The organism is Burkholderia sp. BCC0405 (assembly GCF_902833075.1).
Lineage (GTDB): Bacteria > Pseudomonadota > Gammaproteobacteria > Burkholderiales > Burkholderiaceae > Burkholderia.
This window is the reverse complement of sequence record NZ_CADFEO010000011.1, coordinates 1-22,435: the sequence shown is the minus strand read 5'-3', so window position 1 is coordinate 22,435 and position 22,435 is coordinate 1. Positions and strand designations below refer to the sequence as shown.

Genomic DNA, 22,435 nt, shown 5'->3' with positions numbered 1-22,435 from the left:
ATCCGGAATTGGCCTATTGGCCGATGGTCGGCGCCGCGGACGGCTCCGCCAGCTGAAACAGGCAATCGCCGCGCCGCACCTGCGCGGGCACGCGCTTGCACACCACTTCGCCGTCGCCCTTGAACCGGTGCAGCACCGGCTCGCGCAGCGGCGTATCGGGGAAATGCACCCACGCGGCCGGCTGCCCGGCCTTCACCTGGTCGCCGAGTTCGACGAGCGGCTCGTACAGCCCGCGCTCGTATGCGTAGACGAAATGGCGCTCGCCATCGACGCGCATGAAGCGCGGGACGGTCGGCGGCGCGTCGGGCACGAGCGCGCCGCGCAGCAGCCCGATATAGCCGAGGTAGTGCAGCAGCCCGTGGCGGCCCATCTTGATCAGCGACGGATCGGCCATGCCCGCGCCGCCGAGTTCGGTCACGATCGAGATCGCGCCCTGCCGGCGCGCGGCCGATGCCGAATGGACAGGATTCGGCGCGTGCAGCAGCGCGTTCTGCAACCCGAACGCGACCAGCAGCCCGTTGAGCTTCGCGGCTTCGTCGGCGTCGAGCGGATCGATCGCGAGCATGTTGCCGCCCTGGTACAGCAGCGAACTGCCGCCCGAATGCAGGTCGACCAGATACTGCGCGCGCGACAGCAGCGCATGCTCGATGTAGTGGGCGATCATCTGCGTCGGCGTGCCGGTCGGGTCGCCGGGGAAACTGCGGTTCAGGTTGCCTTCGTCGAGCGGCGACACGCGCAGGCCAGCATCCGCCGCGGGGAAATTCGCCATCGGCAGCAGGATCAACTGCCCGCTGATCATCTCGGGCTCGATCTCGCGCATCAGTTGCGACACGATGATCTGGCCTTCGTACTCGTCGCCGTGATTACCGGCCATCACGAGCGCGACCGGGCCGTCGCCGTTGCGGATCGACGCGATCGGGATCGGCAGCCAGCCGTACGCCGAGCGGTGCACGGAATGCGGCAGCCGCAGGTAGCCTGCGTGCTTGCCCGGTGCGTCGAGATCGATTTCGCAGTGGATGGGATTGCGGTGTGAGGAAGAGGCGGTCATGGCGGCATCGTTCGAGGAACGGAATCTGCCATCTTATCGGGAAACGACCGCTGCGCGGCGCACCGCGCCGAACGCCGAACGCCGTCAACCGGCAAGCGCATCGATGCGTACCGGCGAGTTGCAAAGCCGATGCGCGAAACCCCGTGCGATGTTGCAGCGATGAACGGCATGCCGGTCGGCCGGCGGCATGCGGGCCTGATGTTTCGCGCCGGCCCTTTGCTGCGACAGGGCCGGCGCGTGCAGCCGGCTTAGCGGCCCGATGTTTCAGCTTCGAGACGTCCTTCTTCCCACAGTGCCCAGAGACGGCTGCCGGCGCGATACGGATTCGCGCGGCGCGCGCCGTGATCGGCGATGCCCTGGCGAAATGCGCCGTACAGCGTCAGCGGCGGATTGTCGACGCATCGGGCTTCGCGCACGGCCGGCATGCGGCGTTCGGAGACGAGCCGGCGGATCAGCGACGCGCCGTCGATCACATCCAGTTCGTCGATGGTTTCGCTGCGGCTGAGGACTTCGACGGTATTCATGTTGGGTCTCCCTGACCACCTGTTTCCCTGACAGGGAGCAATAAGAGTGCCAGGTTGAAAAAACCTGGACTGCATCGATCGTGCCGGCTTCTGCGGCCAACGTGATGGGCGGTGAGCGGCGATGTTACGGAACACGTCACGTGACACGCGAACGTGCGACGCCACGTGCGGCGACGCAAAGCGTTTCGGAATTGAATCGCCGGGAGGATGCGGAGGCGGGTGAAAGCGGGAGATGCAGCCGGCGCGCGCCGGCAGGTCAGCTCGCGGTGACGGGCGTGACCCGGCTGCTGCCGCTCGAATAGAAGCGGTAGATGCCCTTGCCGGCCGACTTCGCGTCGTACAGCGCGCTGTCGGCCTGCCGGATCAGCTCGTCGGGAGAGCCGTGCCCGTCGTCGAGCGCGATGCCGATGCTGATCCCGAGGCTCACCGTCGCGCCGATCGACAGCGTGTACGGCGCCGAGATCTGCCGGATGATGCGGGCGGCGAGAAGCGAGCAAGCGTGCATCGTCGTGTCGTCGATCGCGACGACGAATTCGTCGCCGCCGATTCGCGCGGCCAGCTCGCCGGGCGGCAGCGTCTTGCCGAGCCGCTCGGCGACCTGCGTCAGCACGTCGTCGCCGGCCTGGTGACCGAACCGGTCGTTGATCGCCTTGAAGCCGTCGAGGTCGAGATACATGACGGCGAGCGCGGGGCCCGGCATGCGCGGCCGGCGCGCGAGCCTCCGCTGGAGCTCGGCATGCAGCTCGTGGCGGTTCGGCAAACCCGTCAGCGAATCGTGCCGCGCGAGATGCCGGATGTGCTGCTCGGTCCGGCGGCGCGCGGTGACGTCCTCGACGATGATCACCGCGTTGCCGTCCGGCACGCGGTGGCGCGTCAGTTCGAGCTGGCGGCCGTCGGCGAGCACGATGTCGAACGGCTCCGGTTCGTCGCGGGTCAGCCAGACATCGCACTGCGCGGCGAGACCGGCGCCGCCGGGATCGCACATGGCGTTCGTGCCGAGCGCGGCGACGACGTCGGCCAGCGGCGTATCGAGCATGATCTCGCGCGGCGAGCCAAACAGCTGCGCGGTGCGGCGGTTCGCGACGATCACGCGCGTCTCGCTGTCGATCATGCACAGGCCGTGCGGCATGTAGGTGAGGGCGGCGTCGAAGTGTGCGACGAGTTCGGCGTTGCGCTGGCGCGCGGCGATCAGCGCGACGAGCACGCGGTAATGGCGCTGGACGACCGTACGCATGGCCGCAAGATAGATCGCGAGCGGCGGCAGCAGCAGCCACGCGCCCGGCCGGTCCGCCAGCACGGCGCCGAGGCCGATCGGCAGCACGCCGAGTGCGACCTGCGTCATCGCGAGCCGCGGCAGCGCCGAATTGCGCGAAGCGATCCCGCCGAATACGCCGCCCGCGACCATCACCGACAGCGTGCCGAGCTCGACGTCGACGGCGTCCACGCAGCCCATCACGCCGAGGCCGAGCACGTAGCACGCGGCGAGCGACACGGGCGCATAGCGCCTCGCCCAGTATTCGGCACGATCGTCGCCGGCGTCGCGGCGCACGGTGTAGGCGCGCACGATCGCGAGCCGGGCGGCGAGCAGGCCGATGTCGACGATCAGCCAGACGAGACACCAGAGTTGCTGCAGCCGGATCAGCGCGACGGCCGCGACGAAGCCGCTCGCGAGCCCGGACATCGCCATCGGGCGGATATCCTCGAACAGCGTGACCAGCATCGACGGGCGCAACGCCGCCGTGACACGGTGGTTGCCGGAGGAAGGAGTGGCGAGAACGGAGTGCAGGAGAGATGCCCTGACTGCCATGGCTTTTGACCTCGGCACGATGTCGCGATGGCCGGCGGCGCCCGCACGGCACGTAGCGGAAGCGCCGGCAAGCCGGATACGCGCGACATTACCATGAAACACGGGCCGCGCGGGGTGCCCGGGAGCATGGCAGGAGCAGCTCATCGACACGGGACAGCACCCGGCCGCTGGTCGTCAACCGCGCCTGCGAAATTGTTGCGCATTCGAAGGAGCGGACGCAGGATCGTTGCGAGCGGAACGATGTACGGTGGCCGACCGGAGACCGGCCGCGATGCGTGGCGCGCTTGCCCGTCGGCAGATGTCGATGCCGGCCGAAGCCGGTGCGACCGGAGGCAAACGCGCGCAAATCGCCGACGCATTGCGCGCCGCGACCGTCCGCCGCAGCCCGTATGAATCCCGTTATAAGAAATTCAATAAGTATTTCATGCGGGAAATACTATAGGCGATATATCAAAAACAATGCCAGAATGCGCGCCGCTCCGAACGTCGCGACACCCGATCGCCGTCCGAGCCGCCTCAGGAGGTTCCCCCCAATGAAAAACCACGGCCTGTCACGGCGGGGTTTTCTGAAAGCCAGCGTGCTGGCGGGCGTCGCGGTGTATGTCGCGCCCCTTGGCAGCCGCGCATTCGCGGCGCTCTTCGAAGAAAAACTCCTCACCCCGGTCAAATGGGATAGCGTCACCGGCATCCCCCAGTTCCGCATCGACGGCATCGCGAAGGTCACGGGCTCGAAAGTGTTCGCCCGTGACGTGCGCGCAGCCGACATGCCGCACTGGCCGCAGCAGCAGTCGCATGCGCTGATCCTGCGCGTCACGCAGGCCGACCGCACGTACGAAGGCTTCGACCTGTCGCTGCTCGGCGACGACCTGACGCCGGACCGCGTGGTCACGGCCGACGATCTCGTGCGCGACGGCGTCGCGTTCCCGGCGTTCTACGGCGACGACATGTTGCTGCCGGCCGGCAAGACGCCCGCGTATCTCGGCCATGCGGTGGCGATCCTCATCTACCACGACTTCGCGCGCTTCCGCTTTGCGAAGAACGCGCTCAAGTTCCGCGACGACGTGATCCGCTACGGCGCGGTCACGGGCCCGCTCGAGCGCGATCCGTGGGGCACCTTCCGCTACGTTCGGGTGGGCGGCAAGACGGCCTATGACGACGACGTCTATTCGAGCCTGAAGGACGCACCGATCTTCCCGAGCATGATGCGCAAGCACCTGCCGGTATGGCCGGACGGCAAGGAGCACGGCAAGCTCGACGAGCAGGGCATGTTCCTGGCCGGGCAGATCGCCGGCGAGCTCGACCATCCGCCGGCCGACTGGCTCGTGTTCGACCGCGAGTACAGCACGCAGTCGGTCGATACGTCCGCGCTCGAGCCGGACAACGCGAACTGCTGGTATGACGCCGAGACGCAGTCGCTGCACCTCGTCGTGCCGACCCAGTCGCCGCTCGAAGTGGCGCAGAGCGCGGCCGAGATGGTCGCGAAGTGCCGCTTCCCGGTGAAGAAGCTGTTCGTGCATCCGTGCTACACGGTCGGCTACGGCTCCAAGGATCACTTCAACGTGCCGTTCTACGGCCTCGTCTGCGCGCTGTACGCGGACGGCCGCCCGGTGCGCTTCGCGAACGACCGCTACGAGCAGTTCCAGACGTCGCTGAAGCGTCACGCGTTCAAGATGCATTACCGGATCGCGGTGGACCGCAACACGGGCCTGCTGCAGTCGTTCAAGGGCGACTTCGAGGCGAACGGCGGCGGCCGCTGCAACTTCTCGCCGTCGGTCGCGATGGTGGGCGCGACGGCCGCGCAATCGATCTATTACTTCCCGAAAAGCGACCTGGCCGCGGTCGCGATCGCGTCGCGCGCGATCGATGCCGGCTCCGCACGCGGCTACGGCACGCTGCAGAGCATGGCGGCGACCGAGATGGCGGTCGACGAGATCGCCGCGCAACTGAACATCGACCCGATCGATTTCCGCCTGCGCAACGCGCTGCGATCGGGGATGAAGAACACGCAGGGCGCGATTCCCGCCGGCGCGCTGCGCGTCGACGAGGTGCTGGAACGCTCGAAACAGCATCCGCTGTGGACGCACCGCGCCGCACGCAAGGCCGACTACGAGGCCGCGAATCCGGGCAAGCGCTACGGCGTCGGCTTCGCCTGCGTGCAGAAGGATTTCGGCACGGGGGCGGAAGCGTCGTTCGCGAAGGTCGAATTCGACGAGAACGGCAAGGTGTCGCTGCAGCACACGGCGGCCGAGATCGGCACCGGGATGTCGACGTCGCAGGCCGTCGCGGTCGCGAAATGGCTGGGCCGCCCGGCAACGGACGTGCGCGTGGCCCTGACCGAATGGCCGGACCTGCCGGTCGAGACCAGCGGCGATCCGTACCTCATGTCGCAGGCCGACCAGGATCGCCTGAGCGCGAACCCGCGCTGGTCGCCAAGCTATGCGTCGCCGTCGAGCGCGACGAACTCCGCGTATTACTTCACGCACAGCACGCGCGAAGCCGCGCGCGCGGTGTTCCGCTACGGCCTGTGGCCGGCCGCGATGTCGATCTGGACGCGCGGCCTCGGCGGCGGGCAGGCGGCGCCGTACACGATCCGCATCGAGGACGCGCGCTGGGTCGACGGCAAGCTGACCGCCGACGGCCTCGAGCCGCTGTCGTTCGAGCAGCTCGCGAAGCAGGCGCATGCGCTCGGCTTGCCGACCGGCGCCGTCGTGCACGTGTTCAACCGCTGGCAGTGGACCGACGCCGAGTTCGAAGTGGGCGGCGCGGTCGAGCGTTTGCCGATCGACGGGCTGTCGCTGCGCGTCGGCGCGCCGAAGACGGGTGACGACGGCCCGGTGCCCGGCACCGCCGCACCGGCCGGCGCGACCGCGATGCACGGCACGCTGGCGCCGACCGCGAACGGCTACCGCGTGCTGGACCGCAAGCGCGTGTTCATTCCGCCGACGAGCCGCAACAACGCGGCCGTCACGTACTACACGGCAGTCGGCACGCTGGTCGAACTGGCCGTGCACGAAGCGACCGGCAAGGTCGAGCTGCTCACGCACCACTCGATCATGGAATGCGGCAACCAGATTTCGCCGCAGCTCGTGTCGGGCCAGTTGCAGGGTGGTCTCGCGATGGGTATCGGCCATGCGCTGCACGAATACCTGCCGCTGTATGAAGACGGCCCCGGCAACGGCACGTGGAACTTCAACCGTTACCAGCTGCCGCGCGCGTCCGACGTCGCCGTCTGGACGCAGACGGGCGACGTGTTGCCGCCGCTGTCCGAGACCGATCCGCCGAAGGGCGTCGCCGAAGTGGTGATGATTCCCGTCGTCGGCGCGATCGTGAACGGCATCGCGCACGCGATCGGCCATCGTTTCACCGACCTGCCGGTGACCCCGCAAAAGATCCAGGAGGTGCTCGCATGACGACCGCCCAACCCGCGGCTTCGGCCGCGAGCGCCAGCGCCGCCGCGACCGGCGCTTCGGCGCCGAGCGCGGCTTCGGCCGCACCGGCATCGGCTCCGGCCGCTGTCGAGCGTCCGCTCGTCCGGTTCCAGTCGAAGCCGCTGTCGATCAATATCAACGGCAAGTCCGTCGGCCCGATGCAGGTGCCGGAAGGGCTGATGATGATCGAGTTCCTGCACGAATACGCGGGCCTCACCGGTTCGCGGCTTGGCTGCGGGCAGGGCATCTGCCACGCGTGTGTCGTGATCGTCGACAAGCCGGACGGCACGAGCGAGGAAATGCGCACCTGCATCACCGGCGCGCACTTCTTCCACGGCCGCTCGATCCGCACGATCGAAGGCCACGCGAAGCGCAACGAAGCGGGCGAAGTGGTCGAGCTGTCGCCGATCCAGCAGAAGTTCCTCGAGCATTTCAGCTTCCAGTGCGGCTACTGCACGCCGGGCTTCGTCAATGCGGCAACCGTGCTGATCGAACGCCTGAAGCGCGAGCCGATTGCGAAGGCCGACGTCGAGCACACCATCACCGAGGCGCTCGACGCGCACCTCTGCCGCTGCACGGGCTATGTCCGCTACTACGAAGCCGTCAAGGACGTGGTGCTGACAACGCCGGGACTCGTGAAGGACGCCGCATGAAACGCACATTCGCTCATCGTGCAGCGCGGGCAGCGGGCCGCCCCGTGCTCGCCGCGGCTTGCGCGCTGCTGCTCGCCGCGTGCGGCGGCCATGACGCACCGGCGTCGAACGCGGCGTCCGGCGCGCCTGGCGCCGACCCGATCGCACGCGGCCGCTATCTCGTCAAGGCCGCCGATTGCGCGGCGTGCCACACCGCGAAGGACGGCGCACCGTTCGCCGGCGGCGCGCCCCTCGAATCGCCGTTCGGCACGTTCTACGGCTCGAACATCACGCCCGACAAGGATCACGGGATCGGCAGCTGGAGCGCGGACGATTTCTACGCCGCGCTGCATGACGGCAAGGCTCGGGCCAAGCGCCTGTATCCGTCGATGCCGTACACGTCGTACCGTCAGCTCACGCGCGCCGATTCCGACGCGATGTACGCGTACCTGAAGACCGTCAGGCCGGTCGCGCAGGAAAACCGCGAGCACGAGCTGAAGTTCCCGTACAACCTGCGTTTCGGGATGGTCTTCTGGGACAAGGTGTTCCTGAAGGACAGCCTGCCCGATGCCTCGGCCGGCCAGTCCGCCGACTGGCAGCGCGGCCGCTATCTGGCGGGTGCGCTCGGCCACTGCGCGGAATGCCATACGCCGCGCGCGTTCACGGGGCAGCTCGACAGCGCGAAGCCGTTCGCCGGCGCCGCGCTCGGCCGCGTGGCCGCGCCCGACATCACGCCGGCCGGCCTGGCTGCGCGCGGCTGGACGGGCGCCGACCTGCAGACGTTCTTCGGCGTCGGCATCGCACCGCAAGGCTCGGCATTCGGCGAAATGTACCCGGTCGTGCACCTGAGCACGCAGTACCTGACGAAGGACGACCTGCGCGCGCTGTCCGTGTACCTGCTGGGCGATACGCCGCCTGCGCCGCAGCCGGTGAAGCCGGTGTCGGCCGACGCCGCGCAACTCGCGGCCGGCCGCTCGGTGTATCTCGCGGTCTGCGCGGGCTGCCACGGCTTCAACGGAGAAGGCAAGCCGCACGTGGCGGTACCGATGAACGGCAATTCGACGGTGCGCCAGGGTGACCCGCGCAACCTGCTGGTCGCGATGCTCGACGGCATCGGCGAGCAGAAGTTTGCCGGGTTCGAGAACCTGCAGCCGATGCCCGGGTTCGCGCCTACGCTGAGCGACGATGAACTCGCGCAGCTCGCGAACTACCTGCGTGCGACGTGGGGCGGCCAGCCCGCGAGCGTCACGCCGGCCGACGTGAAGGCCATGCGTTAAGTCGTGCCGCGGGGCGGGGCGTCGCGCGCGATTCAGCCGGTTTCCGGTGCGCGCGCGGATACTGAAGCGGAGGCCGCCGTCGCGGCGGCCCGCGATCAACGATAGACGAGATCGGCGCGGCGGTTCTGCGCCCACGAATCCTCGTCGTGACCGAGCGCGACCGGCTTTTCCTTGCCGAGGCTGACCGCCTCGAGTTGCGAGGCTTGCACGCCGAGCGTTTCGAGCGCGCTCATCACGGCCTGCGAACGGCGTTCGCCGAGCGCGAGGTTGTATTCGGACGTGCCACGTTCGTCGGTATTGCCCTGGATCAGCACGTGCCGCGCCGGATGGCTGCGCAGGTAGTCGGCATGCGCCTGCAGTAGCGACTGGTATTCGGGCTTGACGGAATACTGGTCGAAATCGAAGTAGATGCTGCGCTTCGCGAGCGGGCTGTTCGGATTGTTGAGCTCGTCGGCCGTCACCGTTGCGACGGCTTCGCTCGAGGGCGTCGGCGCCATGCCGGCATTCTCGGGCGTCTTGGCCGCGTGGTGGCAACCGGCCAGCAGTACCACGGTTGCCAGGACCGCAAATCGGTTCGTTTTGCTCATCGTTCGTCTCCTGCGGTTGACTGCGTTGAACGCGTGGGGCGTGCGATCGGCACGTCCGTATCCGGCCGCAACAGCGCGAAAGGTCCGGCGCCATGACGTGAATCATGTTCGTAAGCCGGTGGTGCGCCATATGAAAGAGTGTCGCGGCCGAAACGCCAAATCTCGGCGTCGCTGCAAACAGATTAGGAAAAATGTCACAGCGTGACCAGTTTCTCCGCATTTTTTTGCGCCGACGCGACAGGCCGGGCGGCATTCTTGCCGCCGTGCGGGCGATGCCACGGCGAAAAGGCCGCGCACGGGCGCGGCCTTTCCGGCTCGGGGCACGACGATCGGGCGGTACGGGAATGCATGCCTTGCGCGGTCGGCGCAGCAGCGTTGTGCTGCGCCGCTCCACGTCGCGTCGTCAGAACTTGTGCCGCAGCCCCAGTGCGACGACGACCTGGTTGCTGTTCGCCGACGGCGTCAGCGTCCAGACGGTCGCGTTGAACGCGGGATTGCCGTTGCCGCCGCTCACGCTCTGGTAGACGCCTTCGAGATACGCATCGGTGCGCTTCGACAGCACATAGTCGGCTTGCGCCACGACCTGGTTCCATTTCGGGCGCGTCTGGCCGGTGCGCGTGTCGAAGCGGCCCATCGTGTACGTGTATGCGGCCGAGAGGCTCAATGCGCGAGTGACGGAGAAGCGCCCGTCGACCGCGAAGTTGTCGAACACCAGCGATTCACCCTTCAGCGGTGCGATGCTGCCGCCCTGGAGCACGCCCGTCACGCCGTCGGTGGTCGAGTGCGACCACGCGACGCCGACCGAATGCGGCCCGAATGCATAACGGCCGGCCGCGGCCCAGATCTGCTGGTTGCCGCCGGTGATCGTCGCCGAGCCGTCGGCCGTGCCGAGTGCGCCATTCGGGTTCGGCGCATTGCGGTCGCGGCTGATCTTCAGGTAGCCGGCGCCGAGCTTCAGCGGCTCGTTCTCATACGACACGCCCGCGCTCCACGCCGCGTTGTTGGAGAACTGGCCGGCCGTGTTCGAGAACCCGTACATCGCGCCGAACCTCAGCCCGCGGTACGTCGGGCTCGTGTACTTCACCGCGTGGTTGATGCGCAGGTTGCGGTTCGAATCGTCGTTGTCGTACGGGTGCACCGCGAGGTTGCCGCCCCAGCCGGGGCCGGACGCGCCGAGCGGTGTCACGAAATCGAGGATCAGGTCGTACTGGCGGCCGAACGTGAGCGCGCCGGCAGTCTTCGAGCTCAGGCCGATCCATGCCTGGCGGCCGAACATGTCGACGCCTTTCTGCGACAGCGCGCCGGTAGTGCCCGAAAAGCCGTTTTCGAGCGTGAAGACCGCGGCCGTCCCGCCGCCCAGATCCTCGCGGCCGCGCAGCCCCCAGCGCGCCGCGTTCAATGCGCCGCTCGTCATCGCGACGGCGCCGCTGCCCGGCGAGCCGGCGCCGTGCGTGCGCTGATTGGTCGCGTAGGTGATCGACGTGTCGATCAGGCCGTACAGTGTCACGCTGCTCTGTGCGTGTACGCCGCCCGACACGAGGGCGGTCAGGCAGGTGGCAATGGCGGTCCCCGCGAGTCGCGTGCTGGTGTGCTTGTTCATCTTGTAGGAATGCATAGGAGTTTTTATCGTTTTCCCGGCCTGGCGGCCGGCGGATCGAGCGGCCATTATTGGAGATCGTGCGCGGGTCGATTAAGACGTTGCACAGGAAAGGTCCTCTGCGAAATCGCGCGGAATCGCGGCGAGGCGGAGGGGGCGATGTTCAGGCGGCGGGCGCGGCGGCCGTCGACGTACTCGGGCACGCTTTGGCCGCGACGGGCACGCGATGTTCGCGGCCGATCGCGCGATACCGCTCTGGTAGCCCTGTTAGTCCCGTTTCGGGCCGTTCGTCGCGACGAAGGCGCGGCTCGAGGCGCTGATTCATCCGAAGGAGGCGGTGACAATGGACGACGGCGTGAGGCCGTACATGATCCGCATGACGGATGTGTCGGACAACGTCGAGTAAGCCGTGATGAAAGCGGCTGGACGGTCGCTGCGTGTCTAGTCGCGGGCGATCGCCAGCGCCGTCGCGACATCGCCGCGGCGATACGCGGCTCGGACGGCCGCCGCCGTAGCCGCGGCGATTTCCGGCGGCGACGGCTTTCTCAGGCGCACGGCGACGCGCGGCAGCGATGCGAGCTGGGTCCGGAGGTCGACGATGAGCCGGCAGCAACGAGAACCGGCGGACGCGGCTTCCGGGTGAACGGCGGCGTCGGCAAGCTCGGCCGTCCACTCGACGCCGCGATGGCGCCTGGCTTCGTCGAGGCGCGGCAAATGGCGTGCGTCGCCCGATAACGCGATCAACAGCGCGGCCCATTGCGCGCCACGCCAGCCAACGGGCATGTCGCACGTGAGGTCGGCCAGCAGCGCGTCGTCCAGCACGGACAGGCTTTGCTGGCACAGGTAGTGGAAGTCGAGCGGCTGATAGCGGACCTGCGGGTAGTCGCGCAGCACGTGCCCGAGTTCGGCGCCGGTCGCGACGGCGGCGGCCAGGAATCGTTCGGCCGGCGCGGGACGGTTGAGCAGCAGCGTCGGCACGCTCCGGTAGAGCCGGTAGATGTCATCGGGGTGATAGTGCATCGCGAATGTCGGGGTGCTCGACCGGCGCGCGCGGTGCGCCGGTCAGGTTTTCTGCGGGTCGCCGGACAGCAGCGCCGTATAACGCCGCTGCATTTCATCGGGGGCGACCGTTTCGATCGCATGCCCGATCAGCCAATCGTAACCGAACGGGTCGCGAATCTTGCCCGAGCGCTCGCCGTAGAACTGGTCCTGGATCGCGCGTGTCGGCTGCGCGTCGCCCGAGCCCGCCCCGAACTGCTCCAGCGCATGCCGGAACGACGCAATCACCTTTTCGTGCTGCCCCATGCCCAGGTAGTCATTGCTGCACCACACTTCGATCGTCTTTCCCTGGTAATTCGCCAACGGGAAATGACCGGCGCTGCGTGAGAAAGTCAGAAAATGGCGATAGGCATCCGTCGATTTGAGTTGATCCAGCACATCGCCGAACACTTGGGCGTAGTTGAGTTTCGCTTCAACCGTAGACATTATTCCCACCCTTGGTTGCATCCAGTACGAAAGATATGGCCGGCGCTTGGTTGCCGGAACGGAAAATCATTAATTGACCGAATCAAGATGCCTCGACCGGAGTTGGCAATCGTTCTTATTTGATTTGCTGATTATCCGCAGTCGACCCGGACACAAAAATCAGAACGCACCGGCATCGTCGGTATCGACACTGACGATGGCCTTGCCGAGATTGCCGCCGGAAAGCATCGCGAGAAATGCCTCGACGATATTGTCGAAGCCCTTCGTGATCGTCTCCGGGGCGACGATGTCGCCGCGCTGGAGGTGAGGAATGGCGAATGCTTCGAGTTCCTGCTGCAGATTGGCGTAGTCCTTCACGAGGAAGCCCTGCAGCGTCAGGCTCTTGCCGACCACGTCGAACAGATTGCGTGGCGCGGCAGGCGGCTGCAGCGCGCTGTATTGCGCGACCGCGCCGATCAGGGCTGCGCGCCCGTGGTCTTTCAGGACGGCGATAGCCGCTTCGAGCTGCTCGCCGCCCACGTTGTCCAGATAGACGTCGATACCTTCGGGAATCCGTTCGCGCAATTGCGCGCCGACATGCCCTGGCCGATAAACGAACGCATCGGAATAACCGAGGCCGCTCGTCAATTGCCGCGCCTTGCGCTCGTTGCCGGTGCTTCCGACGATCCGGCTCGCGCCGAGCAGGTGCGCGAACTGGCCGGCCGCGGTGCCGACGCCGCCAGCGGCGGCCGACACATACAGGGATTCGCCGGGTTGCAGGCGGACGATGCGGGTCAGCGCGACCCACGCGGTCAATCCGGTGCCGCCCAGAATGCTCAACCAGGCGGTGAGCGGCACCCCGTCAGCGGGCCGGATTACCCGCAGCGCTTGCGCCGCCACCTGGGCGTAGGTGCGCCACCCCTGACGATGGAATACCCAGTCGCCGGGGCGAATCGATGTGTCGGCGCTGTGCAGCACCTGGCCGATGGTTCGTCCTTCCAGCGGCGCATGCAGCGCCCAGTCGCCGTCCATGCATTCGCGCATATACGGGTCGACCGAGAAATGCACGTTTCTCACCAGGACTTCGCCGGGCGCCAACGGCGCCAGCGGCTGCCGGACGAAACGGAAATGCTCTCGGCGTGGTTCTCCATGCGGCCGTTCGACCTGATGAACCAGCGTATTGTGGGACGGTTGATATCCGAAATTCATTTCGCTCATTAACTATCCAGAATGATTGATAACGTCCGGGGCGGCGCCGTGTTGAAGCGGCGATATTTATGCGGTGGCGATCGAATCGAAAGTGCGGGGAATTAAATTCGTTGTCAGTCAGATCATTGTTTGCAAATCCATGAATTCACCAAAACGATGCATGCCCGCATTGAGCGGGTTAATTTGAATCGATTTGCTTTATTTGTGTGGACATTCTGCATAACGGCAAGCACAATAAAAACGGCAAATTCAGAAATTTTTGCTTCCTCTTTTATGCGACTGATCGACCAGTTTCGTCGGCTTGGCGAGTTTCTCGACGAGCAGGGCAGCCAGCCCGGGTTGCCGGCACTGGCGCGGGCGTTGAACTGCACCGAGCGCAACGTGCGAGGCCTGCTGCGCAAGATGGAGGCGCAAGGGTGGTTGCGGTGGGAGGTGGCGCGTGGCCGTGGCCATTTCTCGAGGCTGACGATGCTGGTTGCCCCGCAGCACGCGGTGCTCGATCGCCTTTCCTGCCTGCTGGCGGACGGTGAGCTGGAGCAGGTGTTTGCGAGCCTCGGGGACGAGCAGCGCCAGCAACTGTTGAGGCGGCTTCCGGATTTTCTCGGAATCCATCCTGCCGGCTCGCACGGCCATCGCCTGCGCATTCCCCTCTATCGGGCGGTGGACGAGCTCGATCCCTACCGGGTGATCAGCCGGCTGGAGGCCCATCTGGTGCGGCAGATCTTTTCACGACTGACCGAATTCGACCGGCACACGCAGCGCGTCGTGCCGGCGCTGGCGCATCACTGGGAGCAGGAAGAGGCTGGGCGGGTCTGGCATTTCTGGCTCAGGCCGAACGTCGGTTTCCACGATGGCAGGCTTCTGGAGCCGGAAGATGTGCGGTACACCTTGCTGCGCATGCGCGACGAGCCGAGCTATTTCCAGCGCCTGTACCGGCATCTGCTCGACGTGGAAATCGGTGAGGGCAGGCGGATCGTATGTCGTCTCGGCGACGTTGATCATCTCTGGCCGCAGCGCCTCGCGGCCGCCAACGCGTCGATCGTGCCACGTCACAGGAACGCCGATTTTGCGCGCATGCCGATCGGCACGGGGCCGTTCAAGCTGACGCGCCACAGCGACTACCGGATCACGTTGTCGGCATTCGGCGATTACTATCGCGAACGCGCGCTGCTTGACGAACTGGATCTCTGGTTCCTTCCATCGACCGAGCAGGCGGACGGATTCGATCTCCGATTCGGCTACTCCGCGTCTCATGCACCGGAGAACAAGGGCATCGTGCGCGTGCAGGCGGGCTGCACCTACGTGGTCTGCAATGCCACGCGCGAAGCGTTCCGCGAGCGTGCCGACCGGCTGGCGCTGGCTGATTGGCTCGCGCCCGCCAGTTTGTTCGGTCACGACGATCCCGCGAGGCGGCCCGCGGCCGGGTTGCTACCGGCCTGGCGGCATCGCGTCGCGACGCCATCCGCCGAACCCTTCGTGCCGAAATACACCGAACTCACGCTGGTCACGGGGCAGACCCACGACGAACGCGTCCTGGCCCGTGCGATCGAGGCCAGACTGCGCGACGCGGGGATCAGGCTGCGTGTGTTGACGCTGCCCTATGCGGCGTTGATCCGGCGCGACTGGCTGGATTCGGCCGACCTGGTACTGGGCAGCGAGATCCTGCACGACGACGAGGATTTCGGATGCTTCGAATGGTTTGGGGCCGACAGTACGTTCCGGCAATGGATGCCGGAGGCTGCCGCGCTCGACCTGGACCGCCGGCTGCATGCGGTCCAGGCGCAAGCCGATCCGCGCGCGCGGATGGCGGAGTTCGAGGCCATCGGCCAGGAACTGGTCGATGCGGCGTGGCTGATTCCGATCTCGCACGAGCACCAGCATATCGAGCTGGCATCGCACGTTGCCGGCGCCGAGGCCGCGCCGCTGGGGTTCGTGTCGTTCGCCGAGCTGTGGGTGCGGTGATTCGTGCGCCGGGCGATGCGCAGGCTCTGCAAATACTGCAAGGGCGCCTGCTCCCGCGACCCGGCCGCGAGATGACAAAAGCCGATTCACCGAATCGCGGCCTCGCGCGCGGCGATATAATTCGCGCTCCGAGGGCATTCGAGCCCGGCGGCGAATACAAGACAAGAAGAAGCAGACATGGCTCAGTCTCAACCGCATGCATTGCAGCGTCCGCCCGCTGAAGTCCTGTATGCCGCCAGCTCGCCGAGTTGAAGGCGCAGGATGGCGGCCAACCACGTCCGCCGGGCTGGCAGTTGAGCCTGACAGCCGCCCGCGCATTCATTGCCGGCGATCGTGCGCTCGGCATTGCGCCGAAGATCGTCGCGCTGATTGCGAGCATCGAGCGCATGCTCGTCACGCTTGCCACCGGCCGCGGGCTGATGCTGGTCGGCGAGCCGGGTACCGCGAAATCGATGCTGTCCGAGCTGCTGGCGGCCGCGATCGGCGGCACGTCGACGCTGACGATCCAGGGCGGTGCATCGATCACCGAAGACCCGATCAAGTACGGCCGGAACTACGCGTTGCTGATCAACGAAGGGCCGAGCCCGCGCGCGCTCGTGCCCGCGCCGCTGTACCAGGGCATGCACGACGGCAAGATCGTTCGTTTCGAGGAAATCACGCGTGCGCCGCTGGCGGTGCTGGACTGCCTGCTCGGCATGCTGTCGGACCGCGTGATGGCGGTGCCCGAACTGCACGGCGAACACGGGATGCTGTATGCGCGCGAGGGCTTCAACATCATCGCGACCGCGAACACGCGCGACCGTGGCGTGAACGAGATGAGCGCTGCGCTCAAGCGGCGCTTCGATTTCGAAACCGTGTTCCCGATTCTCGATTTCGACAGCGAACTCGCGCTCGTGCGCGAAGCCAGCGCGCGCCTGCTGGCCGGCAGCGGCATTCCGGCGGCGGTGCCGCAGCCGGTGCTGGAACTGCTGGTCACCACCGGAATCGATCCCCGGCCAACCTGGAGCGCGCGCCCCAGCCGTCGGGGTGATACGTTACGCTGGGAATGTAGACCGGCACGGGCGTCGAATCGGTTGCCGCCGGGTGGCGTGCGTTCAGTACGAAACCGGGTGACGCCAGCGGTTGGCTCGCGTGCAGTCTATTCCGCGCCGGAGCAACGGCGCGGCTGGCCGTTCCCGCATGCGAGCTTATCGATAGTCCGGGCGGAACGACGGCCAGGGCTACCAGCAGCGGTATCGAAATGCCGTCCACTTCTCCTCACTGATTCAGGTTGATGGGGTCAATCCACGCAGCGACCAGGACTAGAGTAGCGATCGATGAAAGCACTTTGCACTACCCCTCACGCGCGCCTATATTTTAGGTCACGTGATGACATGATTCCAGAAAACTCCCGGTGTTCCAGGAGTTCGTGATGGCAGCAAGCAATCGAAAGGCCGGCGCAAGCGCCACGAAACACGACCTCGAACAGCTATCCGAATTCCGCTACCGGCTGCGGCGTTTTCTGCGTTTCTCGGAGGAAATCCTGCGTGCCGAGGGGCTGACGCCGTTGCAATACATGCTGATGTTGCACACCTGCGCGTTCCCGGACCGCTCGTGGGCGACAGTCGGCGAGATTGCCGAGCGGTTGCAGGCGTCCTCGCATGGCACGGTGGCGCTCGTTACCCGCTGTGAAGCAGCCGGGCTCGTCCGGCGCCAGACGAGCGAGCAGGATCGAAGGCAAGTGGAGATCCATCTGACAGAAAAAGGGGCGGATTGCTTGCGCAAGGTTGCGGCTTTGCACAAGTCGGAAATCCAGTCGTTTGGCTGGGCTTTCCAGGACGTCACCGATATCAACTGAGCGCGCGGCGTCGACATGCGCGGATGGCCCGGGACGGCCGATACCGGTCATACCGGTCGGTTGCCGCGATAACGGGCAGGGCGGGAGAACGAACACACACGCAGCAGGGGGAGGTCGTTTGCAAGGAGTGGCACATGAGCACGACCTCGAGCCTCGATCTGGAAGGCAAGCTCCGGCGTGACGCCGGAATCATCGGGCTGTTGTTCGCCAGCACGACCAGCATGGTCGGTTCCGGCTGGTTGTTCGGCGCCTATCACGCATCGCGCATCGCCGGCCCGCTGAGCATCGGCAGCTGGGTACTCGGCGCGGTCATCATCATGCTGATCGCACTGTGTTTCGCCGAGCTCGCGGCGATGTTTCCGCGCAGCGGAGCGCTGGTGCACATGAGCCATGCGAGTCATGGCGTTGGACTGGGCCGCATCTGGTGCGGCCTCCTGTTCCTTGCGTACGTGCCGGTTCCGGCGGTCGAGGCGGAAGCGATCGTCACGTACGCGAACAACTATCTTCCCTGGTTCATCCAGCCCGGAAGCGCAGGCTTGCTGACGGCCGTCGGCTTCGTCGCATGCGCGGGCCTGCTCGGCGTCATGGCATTGCTGAACCTGATGGTGATCCGCTGGCTGCTGGGCGTGAACTCGGCCATCACGTGGTGGAAGATACTCGTGCCGCTTCTGACGATTGCAGGCCTGCTGGGTGCGAGTACGCATTGGGGCGTCATGCAGGCGGCGCCTGGCAGCTACCATGTGTCCGGCATGTTCACCGCGCTGCCGGCCGCCGGCATCGTCTTCAGCTATCTGGGCTTTCGAACCGCGATCGACCTGGGCGGCGAAAGCGCCAATCCGCATCGAAACATCCCGCTGGCCGTGATCGGCGCGGTACTGCTGGCCGCCGTCATCTACATCCTGCTGCAGGTCGCGTTCATCTACGCGCTTGCGCCGGCCGATCTTGCCGCCGGTTGGAACAACCTCAGCTTCAAGGGCGAAATGGGACCGTTCGCGGGGCTCGCAACGACCCTCGGCATGGGATGGATGGCCACGCTGCTTTACATCGACGCCTACGTCTCGCCAGGGGGCACCGGCCTGATGTACGTCACCGGCGGCTCGCGCATCCTCTTCGCGTCAGGAGAGCTGGACGCAGGCCCGCGCATGCTGACGCGGTTGAATGCCAACAAGATTCCCTGGGTGGCCGTACTGATCATGTGGGCGGTCGGCGTGCTGTTCCTGATGCCGTTCCCGGCGTGGCAGCAGATGGTGAGCTATATCACGTCGATCACCGTGCTCACGTACGGGCTGGGGCCGGTCGCGCTGCTCGTCCTGCGACGCAACGTGCCGGAACTGCGGCGGCCGTTCCGCATGAGCGGGGCCGGGTTGATCGCGCCGCTCGCATTCGTGTGCAGCAACCTCGTCATCTACTGGACCGGCTTCAAGACCAACAACTTCCTGTTTTCGCTGGTGGCGATCGGCTTCGTCCTCTACGCGCTTCACCATCACGTCGTGTTGCGCCGTAGCGCGCGTGACTTCGGCTGGCAGCACATCGCGTGGTTGCTCCCGTGGTTCGGCGGGCTGTGGCTGTTGTCGTGGCTGGGCGGTATCGGCGGCGGCCTGGGCGTCATCGGATTCGGCTGGGACATTCTGCTGGTCGCCGCCTGGAGCGTGGTGGTGCTTGCGCTGGCCTTGCGCAGTGCGCTCGATGCCGGCGAGACGTCGGAGATGATGGTGCGCATGAACGAGACCAGTTGACGGATCGACGCACTCGACACAGGCGGGCGTCATGACATCGGGATCGACAGGAGGAGAGGACAGCGCGGCGGGCGAACTCGCATCGCTTCGCGTGGAAACCGGTCGCGTCCAGCGTTCGTCACAAACGGAAGACGACGCGTCGCCGATCGGCATGTATCGCCTGAGTTGCCTGGGGATCGTGGTCGGCGTCGTCACCGGAATCGGCGCCGTGGCATTTCGCGGCTTGATCGGCTTCGTGCACAACGCCTTTTTCCTCGGCCGATTGTCTGCCTCGTACAACGCGAGCGAGTTCACGCCGCCTTCCGTATGGGGGGCGTTCGTCATACTGGTGCCGGTGGTCGGTGGCCTCGTCGTGACGTGGCTCGTCTGCACCTTTGCGCCGGAGGCGAAGGGGCACGGCGTGCCCGAGGTGATGGACGCGATCTACTTCAAGCGCGGGGTGATTCGCCCGGTGGTCGCGATCGTGAAATCGCTGGCGTCCGCGTTCGCCATCGGCACCGGCGCGGCGGTCGGTAGAGAGGGGCCGATCATCCAGATCGGTTCGGCGCTCGGCTCGACGCTGGGACAAGCCGTCAGGATGACTGCCGGCCAGCGCATCACGCTCGTGGCCGCGGGCGCGGGTGCCGGGATCGCCGCCACGTTCAATACGCCGATCGGCGGTGTCCTGTTCGCGACCGAACTGATGATGCCCGAAATCAGCGTGAACACGTTCCTTCCCGTCGCGCTGGCAACCGGCACGGCGACGTTCGTCGGACGGTTGTTCTTCGGCAGTGCGCCGGCGTTTCTGGTGCCGGCCCAGCTGGGCGCGATTCCCGATCGTCCGGGCAGTGTGCTGACACTCCTGCTGTATGCGGCGCTCGGCATTGTCACGGGTACCGGTGCCGCACTGCTGACCCATGGACTGCATTTTGCCGAGGATGTCTTCGAGCGTATTCCGGGCCGCTATGCGCGTCACGCGCTGGGGATGTCGCTCGTCGGGGTGACGATCTACCTGCTGATGCGTTTCGCCGGGCATTACTACGTCGAAGGTGTGGGATATGCAACGATTCAGGCGCTGCTTTACGGACAACTCGGCGGCTGCCTGTTCCTGATCACACTGGCGCTCTGCAAGACCCTCGCGACATCGATCAGCCTCGGCTCGGGATCCTCGGGCGGCGTGTTCTCGCCGTCGCTGTTCATCGGTGCGGCATTGGGGGCGGCGTTTGCCGCATTCGTCCAGGCGGTACTGCCCGCGGCACCCGTCAGCGCGCCTGCGTTCGCGATGGTCGGAATGGGGGCGATGGTGGGCGGCGGAACCGGCGCGGCGATGACGGCGGTCGCGATGATCTTCGAGATGACCCGCGACTACGACATCGTGCTGCCCATGATCATCGCCGTGGCGGTCAGCCTTGCGACCCGGCGCCTGCTTTGCCGCGAAAGCATCTATACGCTCAAGCTCGCGCGTCGCGGTCACGTGATTCCGAACGCTTTGCATGCCAACATGTTCCTCGTCCAGAGCGCGGCGCAAGTGATGGAGACGGACGTGCTCGTGCAGGACGCCGAGGTACTGTTCCGTGACATTCTGGGCAATCTGGACGGCCCCCCGTTCCGCCACGTGGTTGTCACGCGATCGGGCCGGATCGATGGCGTGCTTCGCATCAACACCGGATTGCGCCGGGCCATCTCGCACGATCATCTTTCGGTGACCCTCGGTGCGCTCGCTCAACGCAATTTCATCGTGGTCGCGCCGGGTGAAGCGGCGTTCGATGTGATCAGCAAGCTGCGACAGAAGCACGCGACCATGGCGGTGGTCGTGACCCGGCCTGAAGAAGAAGGCGCAATGGAAGTGGTCGGGGTCATTGCCAAGGAGCACATCGCGGATGCAGTGGCGAGCAGCATCAGGATCTTTCCCGAGAACCGGCGCGAAACGGAGCGCAGCCGGCGGTCAGGGGCACGGCATCGTGACGGCCACGCGCCGACGCGGGCCGAAACGCCTGCCGGCAAGGAGGGGCAGCATGAAACTCAGCGTTGAGCTGGCCGTTCTGCGTCGGCGCCTTGCGGTGGCCCTGCATCTTGATGAATGGAGGGAAGTGCTGGCCGGCAATCTGGAAGACGAGGCGAGCGACGATCGCGAGTGGGTCATCGTCTACAGAACGGCGAATGGATATTGTTGCCTTTACCGGGGGAAGCCGGTCGAGTTCGATGAACGCTCCGATGTGCAGTCATGGTCCGCCGAGATGGACGTCCGGACGTACTTCATAGGCTTGTGACCGCGATATCGGTGCCGAGCCGTTTCCGCCGGTCAATGCGTGGCGGGAGCGTCATCGATAAACGATGTCCGCGCGACGATTCTGTGCCCACGATGCTTCGTCGTGGCCCAATGCAACCGGCTTCTCCTTGCCGAAGCTGACTGCCTCGATCTGCGAATCGGGCACGCCGAGCGTTTCAAGCGTGCGAAGCACGGCCTGCGACCGGCGCTCGCCCAACGCGAGGTTGTACTCGCTGGTGCCGCGTTCGTCGGTATTCCCCTGGATCAGGACGTGTCGCGCCGGATGAAGACGCAGATAATCGGCATGCGCCTGCAGCAGCGACTGGTATTCAGGCTTCACTTCATAGCTGTCGAAATCGAAATAGATACTGCGTTTCGCGAGCGGGCTGTTGGGGTTGTTCAATTCGTCGGCCATGGCCGACGGCGTCCCGATCGCCTGACCATTTGCGGCCTCCTGATTCATCATGCCGGCAGTGCTGGACGTCTTCGTCGCGGAATGGCACCCGCCGAACAGGACCAGGGCCAACACCACCGCATATCGCATCAAGCCTTTCATCACGGGTCTCCCGAAGAGGGCGTTCGATCGAACGGAATGGGTCGCGGATCAACGGAACGGGGCGCGGCATCGCTGCGGGAAGCGCAGTGAACCGAGCGGTTCCTTTTTGACGGGCGACGGAGTTTTGTAAATGAACTGAAGGGCGAATCGAAAGATTTTCCGGTTCACGCGGATCGGGAAGATGACCACTCTTTACTAGAGTAGGAGAAATGTCACATCGTGACTAGTTGCCATGTTACGATGCGGAAATTCTGCGAAATTGTGAATTCAGATGTGCTTCCTCAGCTCACGTCACTCGACGTCCGGCCGTCCCGGTACGAAAGGCCGGGGCGAGCCTCTTGAACCCGGCTGCCCAGCTGGGTTTTTTTTGTCTGTTGTTGGATCTGTTCGGTAAATCGCGTCAACGATGTCCCAGTCGCCCACCGTGTCTTCCCGCATGACTGCGCCCGAATTGCGCGCGACCGCGTCGCTCGCGGCGATCTTCGCGCTGCGCATGCTCGGCCTGTTCATGATCATGCCGGTG

Annotated in this window: 19 protein-coding genes and 1 pseudogene; 11 read left to right on the top strand and 9 right to left on the bottom strand. The window is 65.9% G+C overall.

The genetic code is table 11. The features are described from left to right. Nucleotides 1–13 precede the first annotated feature (13 nt). From HWX36_RS19340 to HWX36_RS19330, 3 genes are all read right to left on the bottom strand, one after another. Entirely contained in the window at nucleotides 14–1,048 is a 1,035-nt protein-coding gene (locus HWX36_RS19340; RefSeq protein WP_175953735.1) for a succinylglutamate desuccinylase/aspartoacylase family protein, read from the bottom strand. A gap of 248 nt (nucleotides 1,049–1,296) precedes the next feature. Then, a complete protein-coding gene (locus HWX36_RS19335; protein WP_175953733.1) occupies nucleotides 1,297–1,572 on the bottom strand; it encodes a hypothetical protein in 276 nt (91 codons plus the stop codon). Nucleotides 1,573–1,828: 256 nt separating this feature from the next. Then, nucleotides 1,829–3,379 carry a sensor domain-containing diguanylate cyclase gene (locus HWX36_RS19330; protein ID WP_175953731.1) on the bottom strand — a complete coding sequence of 517 codons (1,551 nt, stop codon included), beginning with the start codon at nucleotides 3,377–3,379 and terminating at the stop codon, nucleotides 1,829–1,831. Between the two features lie 271 nt (nucleotides 3,380–3,650). Here HWX36_RS19330 and HWX36_RS37235 point away from each other — a divergent pair, with 271 nt between their 5' ends. From HWX36_RS37235 to HWX36_RS19310, 4 genes are all read left to right on the top strand, one after another. Further along, nucleotides 3,651–3,821 carry a hypothetical protein gene (locus tag HWX36_RS37235; protein WP_244136456.1) on the top strand — a complete coding sequence of 57 codons (171 nt, stop codon included), beginning with the start codon at nucleotides 3,651–3,653 and terminating at the stop codon, nucleotides 3,819–3,821. A gap of 91 nt (nucleotides 3,822–3,912) precedes the next feature. Then, the gene (locus tag HWX36_RS19320) at nucleotides 3,913–6,789 is read left to right on the top strand and encodes a molybdopterin cofactor-binding domain-containing protein (RefSeq protein WP_175953729.1); all 2,877 of its coding nucleotides are present in this window, start codon (nucleotides 3,913–3,915) and stop codon (nucleotides 6,787–6,789) included. Further along, nucleotides 6,786–7,460, top strand: a complete 675-nt coding sequence (locus HWX36_RS19315) for a (2Fe-2S)-binding protein (RefSeq protein ID WP_175953727.1) — start codon at nucleotides 6,786–6,788, stop codon at nucleotides 7,458–7,460. Before HWX36_RS19320 ends, HWX36_RS19315 begins: the two co-directional genes overlap by 4 nt. Beyond that, a complete protein-coding gene (locus tag HWX36_RS19310; protein WP_175953725.1) occupies nucleotides 7,457–8,716 on the top strand; it encodes a cytochrome c in 1,260 nt (419 codons plus the stop codon). The genes HWX36_RS19315 and HWX36_RS19310 overlap by 4 nt, the downstream gene beginning before the upstream one ends. A gap of 95 nt (nucleotides 8,717–8,811) precedes the next feature. Here the strand turns inward: HWX36_RS19310 and pal (HWX36_RS19305) are convergent, their stop codons facing one another. Together pal (HWX36_RS19305) and HWX36_RS19300 are read right to left on the bottom strand one after the other, a co-directional pair. Continuing rightward, nucleotides 8,812–9,303 (bottom strand): peptidoglycan-associated lipoprotein Pal, encoded by a 492-nt coding sequence (pal, locus tag HWX36_RS19305; RefSeq protein ID WP_175953723.1) that lies wholly within the window; start codon nucleotides 9,301–9,303, stop codon nucleotides 8,812–8,814. A gap of 403 nt (nucleotides 9,304–9,706) precedes the next feature. After that, nucleotides 9,707–10,918 carry a porin gene (locus tag HWX36_RS19300; protein WP_175953721.1) on the bottom strand — a complete coding sequence of 404 codons (1,212 nt, stop codon included), beginning with the start codon at nucleotides 10,916–10,918 and terminating at the stop codon, nucleotides 9,707–9,709. Between the two features lie 268 nt (nucleotides 10,919–11,186). Here HWX36_RS19300 and HWX36_RS37795 point away from each other — a divergent pair. Continuing rightward, nucleotides 11,187–11,306 (top strand): annotated as a pseudogene (locus tag HWX36_RS37795) (ABC transporter ATP-binding protein); the annotation flags it as partial. A 35-nt stretch (nucleotides 11,307–11,341) separates the two neighbouring features. Here the strand turns inward: HWX36_RS37795 and HWX36_RS19295 are convergent. From HWX36_RS19295 to HWX36_RS19285, 3 genes are all read right to left on the bottom strand, one after another. After that, a complete protein-coding gene (locus HWX36_RS19295) occupies nucleotides 11,342–11,920 on the bottom strand; it encodes a hypothetical protein (RefSeq protein WP_175953719.1) in 579 nt (192 codons plus the stop codon). A 42-nt stretch (nucleotides 11,921–11,962) separates the two neighbouring features. Continuing rightward, entirely contained in the window at nucleotides 11,963–12,385 is a 423-nt protein-coding gene (locus tag HWX36_RS37230) for a hypothetical protein (RefSeq protein WP_244136455.1), read from the bottom strand. Nucleotides 12,386–12,544: 159 nt separating this feature from the next. After that, nucleotides 12,545–13,573, bottom strand: a complete 1,029-nt coding sequence (locus HWX36_RS19285) for an NADP-dependent oxidoreductase (RefSeq protein WP_244136473.1) — start codon at nucleotides 13,571–13,573, stop codon at nucleotides 12,545–12,547. A gap of 129 nt (nucleotides 13,574–13,702) precedes the next feature. Between HWX36_RS19285 and HWX36_RS19280 the strand changes: the two genes are divergently transcribed. From HWX36_RS19280 to HWX36_RS19255, 6 genes are all read left to right on the top strand, one after another. Then, nucleotides 13,703–15,535, top strand: coding sequence for an SgrR family transcriptional regulator (locus HWX36_RS19280; protein ID WP_175953715.1), 1,833 nt, complete (start codon nucleotides 13,703–13,705; stop codon nucleotides 15,533–15,535). Nucleotides 15,536–15,828: 293 nt separating this feature from the next. After that, a complete protein-coding gene (locus tag HWX36_RS19275; protein WP_244136454.1) occupies nucleotides 15,829–16,809 on the top strand; it encodes an AAA family ATPase in 981 nt (326 codons plus the stop codon). A 137-nt stretch (nucleotides 16,810–16,946) separates the two neighbouring features. Then, nucleotides 16,947–17,372 (top strand): MarR family transcriptional regulator, encoded by a 426-nt coding sequence (locus HWX36_RS19270; RefSeq protein ID WP_096506098.1) that lies wholly within the window; start codon nucleotides 16,947–16,949, stop codon nucleotides 17,370–17,372. A gap of 23 nt (nucleotides 17,373–17,395) precedes the next feature. Further along, complete coding sequence (locus HWX36_RS19265; protein WP_244136453.1) at nucleotides 17,396–19,108, top strand: APC family permease; 1,713 nt, start codon at nucleotides 17,396–17,398, stop codon at nucleotides 19,106–19,108. A 31-nt stretch (nucleotides 19,109–19,139) separates the two neighbouring features. After that, nucleotides 19,140–21,119 (top strand): chloride channel protein, encoded by a 1,980-nt coding sequence (locus tag HWX36_RS19260; protein WP_175953713.1) that lies wholly within the window; start codon nucleotides 19,140–19,142, stop codon nucleotides 21,117–21,119. Further along, nucleotides 21,103–21,357 (top strand): hypothetical protein, encoded by a 255-nt coding sequence (locus HWX36_RS19255; RefSeq protein ID WP_175953711.1) that lies wholly within the window; start codon nucleotides 21,103–21,105, stop codon nucleotides 21,355–21,357. The genes HWX36_RS19260 and HWX36_RS19255 overlap by 17 nt, the downstream gene beginning before the upstream one ends. Before the next feature lie 51 nt (nucleotides 21,358–21,408). Here the strand turns inward: HWX36_RS19255 and pal (HWX36_RS19250) are convergent, their stop codons facing one another. Then, nucleotides 21,409–21,912 carry a peptidoglycan-associated lipoprotein Pal gene (gene pal, locus HWX36_RS19250; RefSeq protein ID WP_175953709.1) on the bottom strand — a complete coding sequence of 168 codons (504 nt, stop codon included), beginning with the start codon at nucleotides 21,910–21,912 and terminating at the stop codon, nucleotides 21,409–21,411. Nucleotides 21,913–22,435: the final 523 nt, after the last annotated feature.

Coding starts and splice junctions, on each gene's coding strand:
- HWX36_RS19340 (WP_175953735.1), bottom strand. CDS start 1,048: ATGACCGCCTCTTCCTCACACCGCAATCCCATCCACTGCGAAATCGAT.
- HWX36_RS19335 (WP_175953733.1), bottom strand. CDS start 1,572: ATGAATACCGTCGAAGTCCTCAGCCGCAGCGAAACCATCGACGAACTG.
- HWX36_RS19330 (WP_175953731.1), bottom strand. CDS start 3,379: ATGGCAGTCAGGGCATCTCTCCTGCACTCCGTTCTCGCCACTCCTTCC.
- HWX36_RS37235 (WP_244136456.1), top strand. CDS start 3,651: ATGCGTGGCGCGCTTGCCCGTCGGCAGATGTCGATGCCGGCCGAAGCC.
- HWX36_RS19320 (WP_175953729.1), top strand. CDS start 3,913: ATGAAAAACCACGGCCTGTCACGGCGGGGTTTTCTGAAAGCCAGCGTG.
- HWX36_RS19315 (WP_175953727.1), top strand. CDS start 6,786: ATGACGACCGCCCAACCCGCGGCTTCGGCCGCGAGCGCCAGCGCCGCC.
- HWX36_RS19310 (WP_175953725.1), top strand. CDS start 7,457: ATGAAACGCACATTCGCTCATCGTGCAGCGCGGGCAGCGGGCCGCCCC.
- pal (WP_175953723.1), bottom strand. CDS start 9,303: ATGAGCAAAACGAACCGATTTGCGGTCCTGGCAACCGTGGTACTGCTG.
- HWX36_RS19300 (WP_175953721.1), bottom strand. CDS start 10,918: ATGCATTCCTACAAGATGAACAAGCACACCAGCACGCGACTCGCGGGG.
- HWX36_RS19295 (WP_175953719.1), bottom strand. CDS start 11,920: ATGCACTATCACCCCGATGACATCTACCGGCTCTACCGGAGCGTGCCG.
- HWX36_RS37230 (WP_244136455.1), bottom strand. CDS start 12,385: ATGTCTACGGTTGAAGCGAAACTCAACTACGCCCAAGTGTTCGGCGAT.
- HWX36_RS19285 (WP_244136473.1), bottom strand. CDS start 13,573: ATGAATTTCGGATATCAACCGTCCCACAATACGCTGGTTCATCAGGTC.
- HWX36_RS19270 (WP_096506098.1), top strand. CDS start 16,947: ATGGCAGCAAGCAATCGAAAGGCCGGCGCAAGCGCCACGAAACACGAC.
- HWX36_RS19265 (WP_244136453.1), top strand. CDS start 17,396: ATGGCCCGGGACGGCCGATACCGGTCATACCGGTCGGTTGCCGCGATA.
- HWX36_RS19260 (WP_175953713.1), top strand. CDS start 19,140: ATGACATCGGGATCGACAGGAGGAGAGGACAGCGCGGCGGGCGAACTC.
- HWX36_RS19255 (WP_175953711.1), top strand. CDS start 21,103: ATGAAACTCAGCGTTGAGCTGGCCGTTCTGCGTCGGCGCCTTGCGGTG.
- pal (WP_175953709.1), bottom strand. CDS start 21,912: ATGAAAGGCTTGATGCGATATGCGGTGGTGTTGGCCCTGGTCCTGTTC.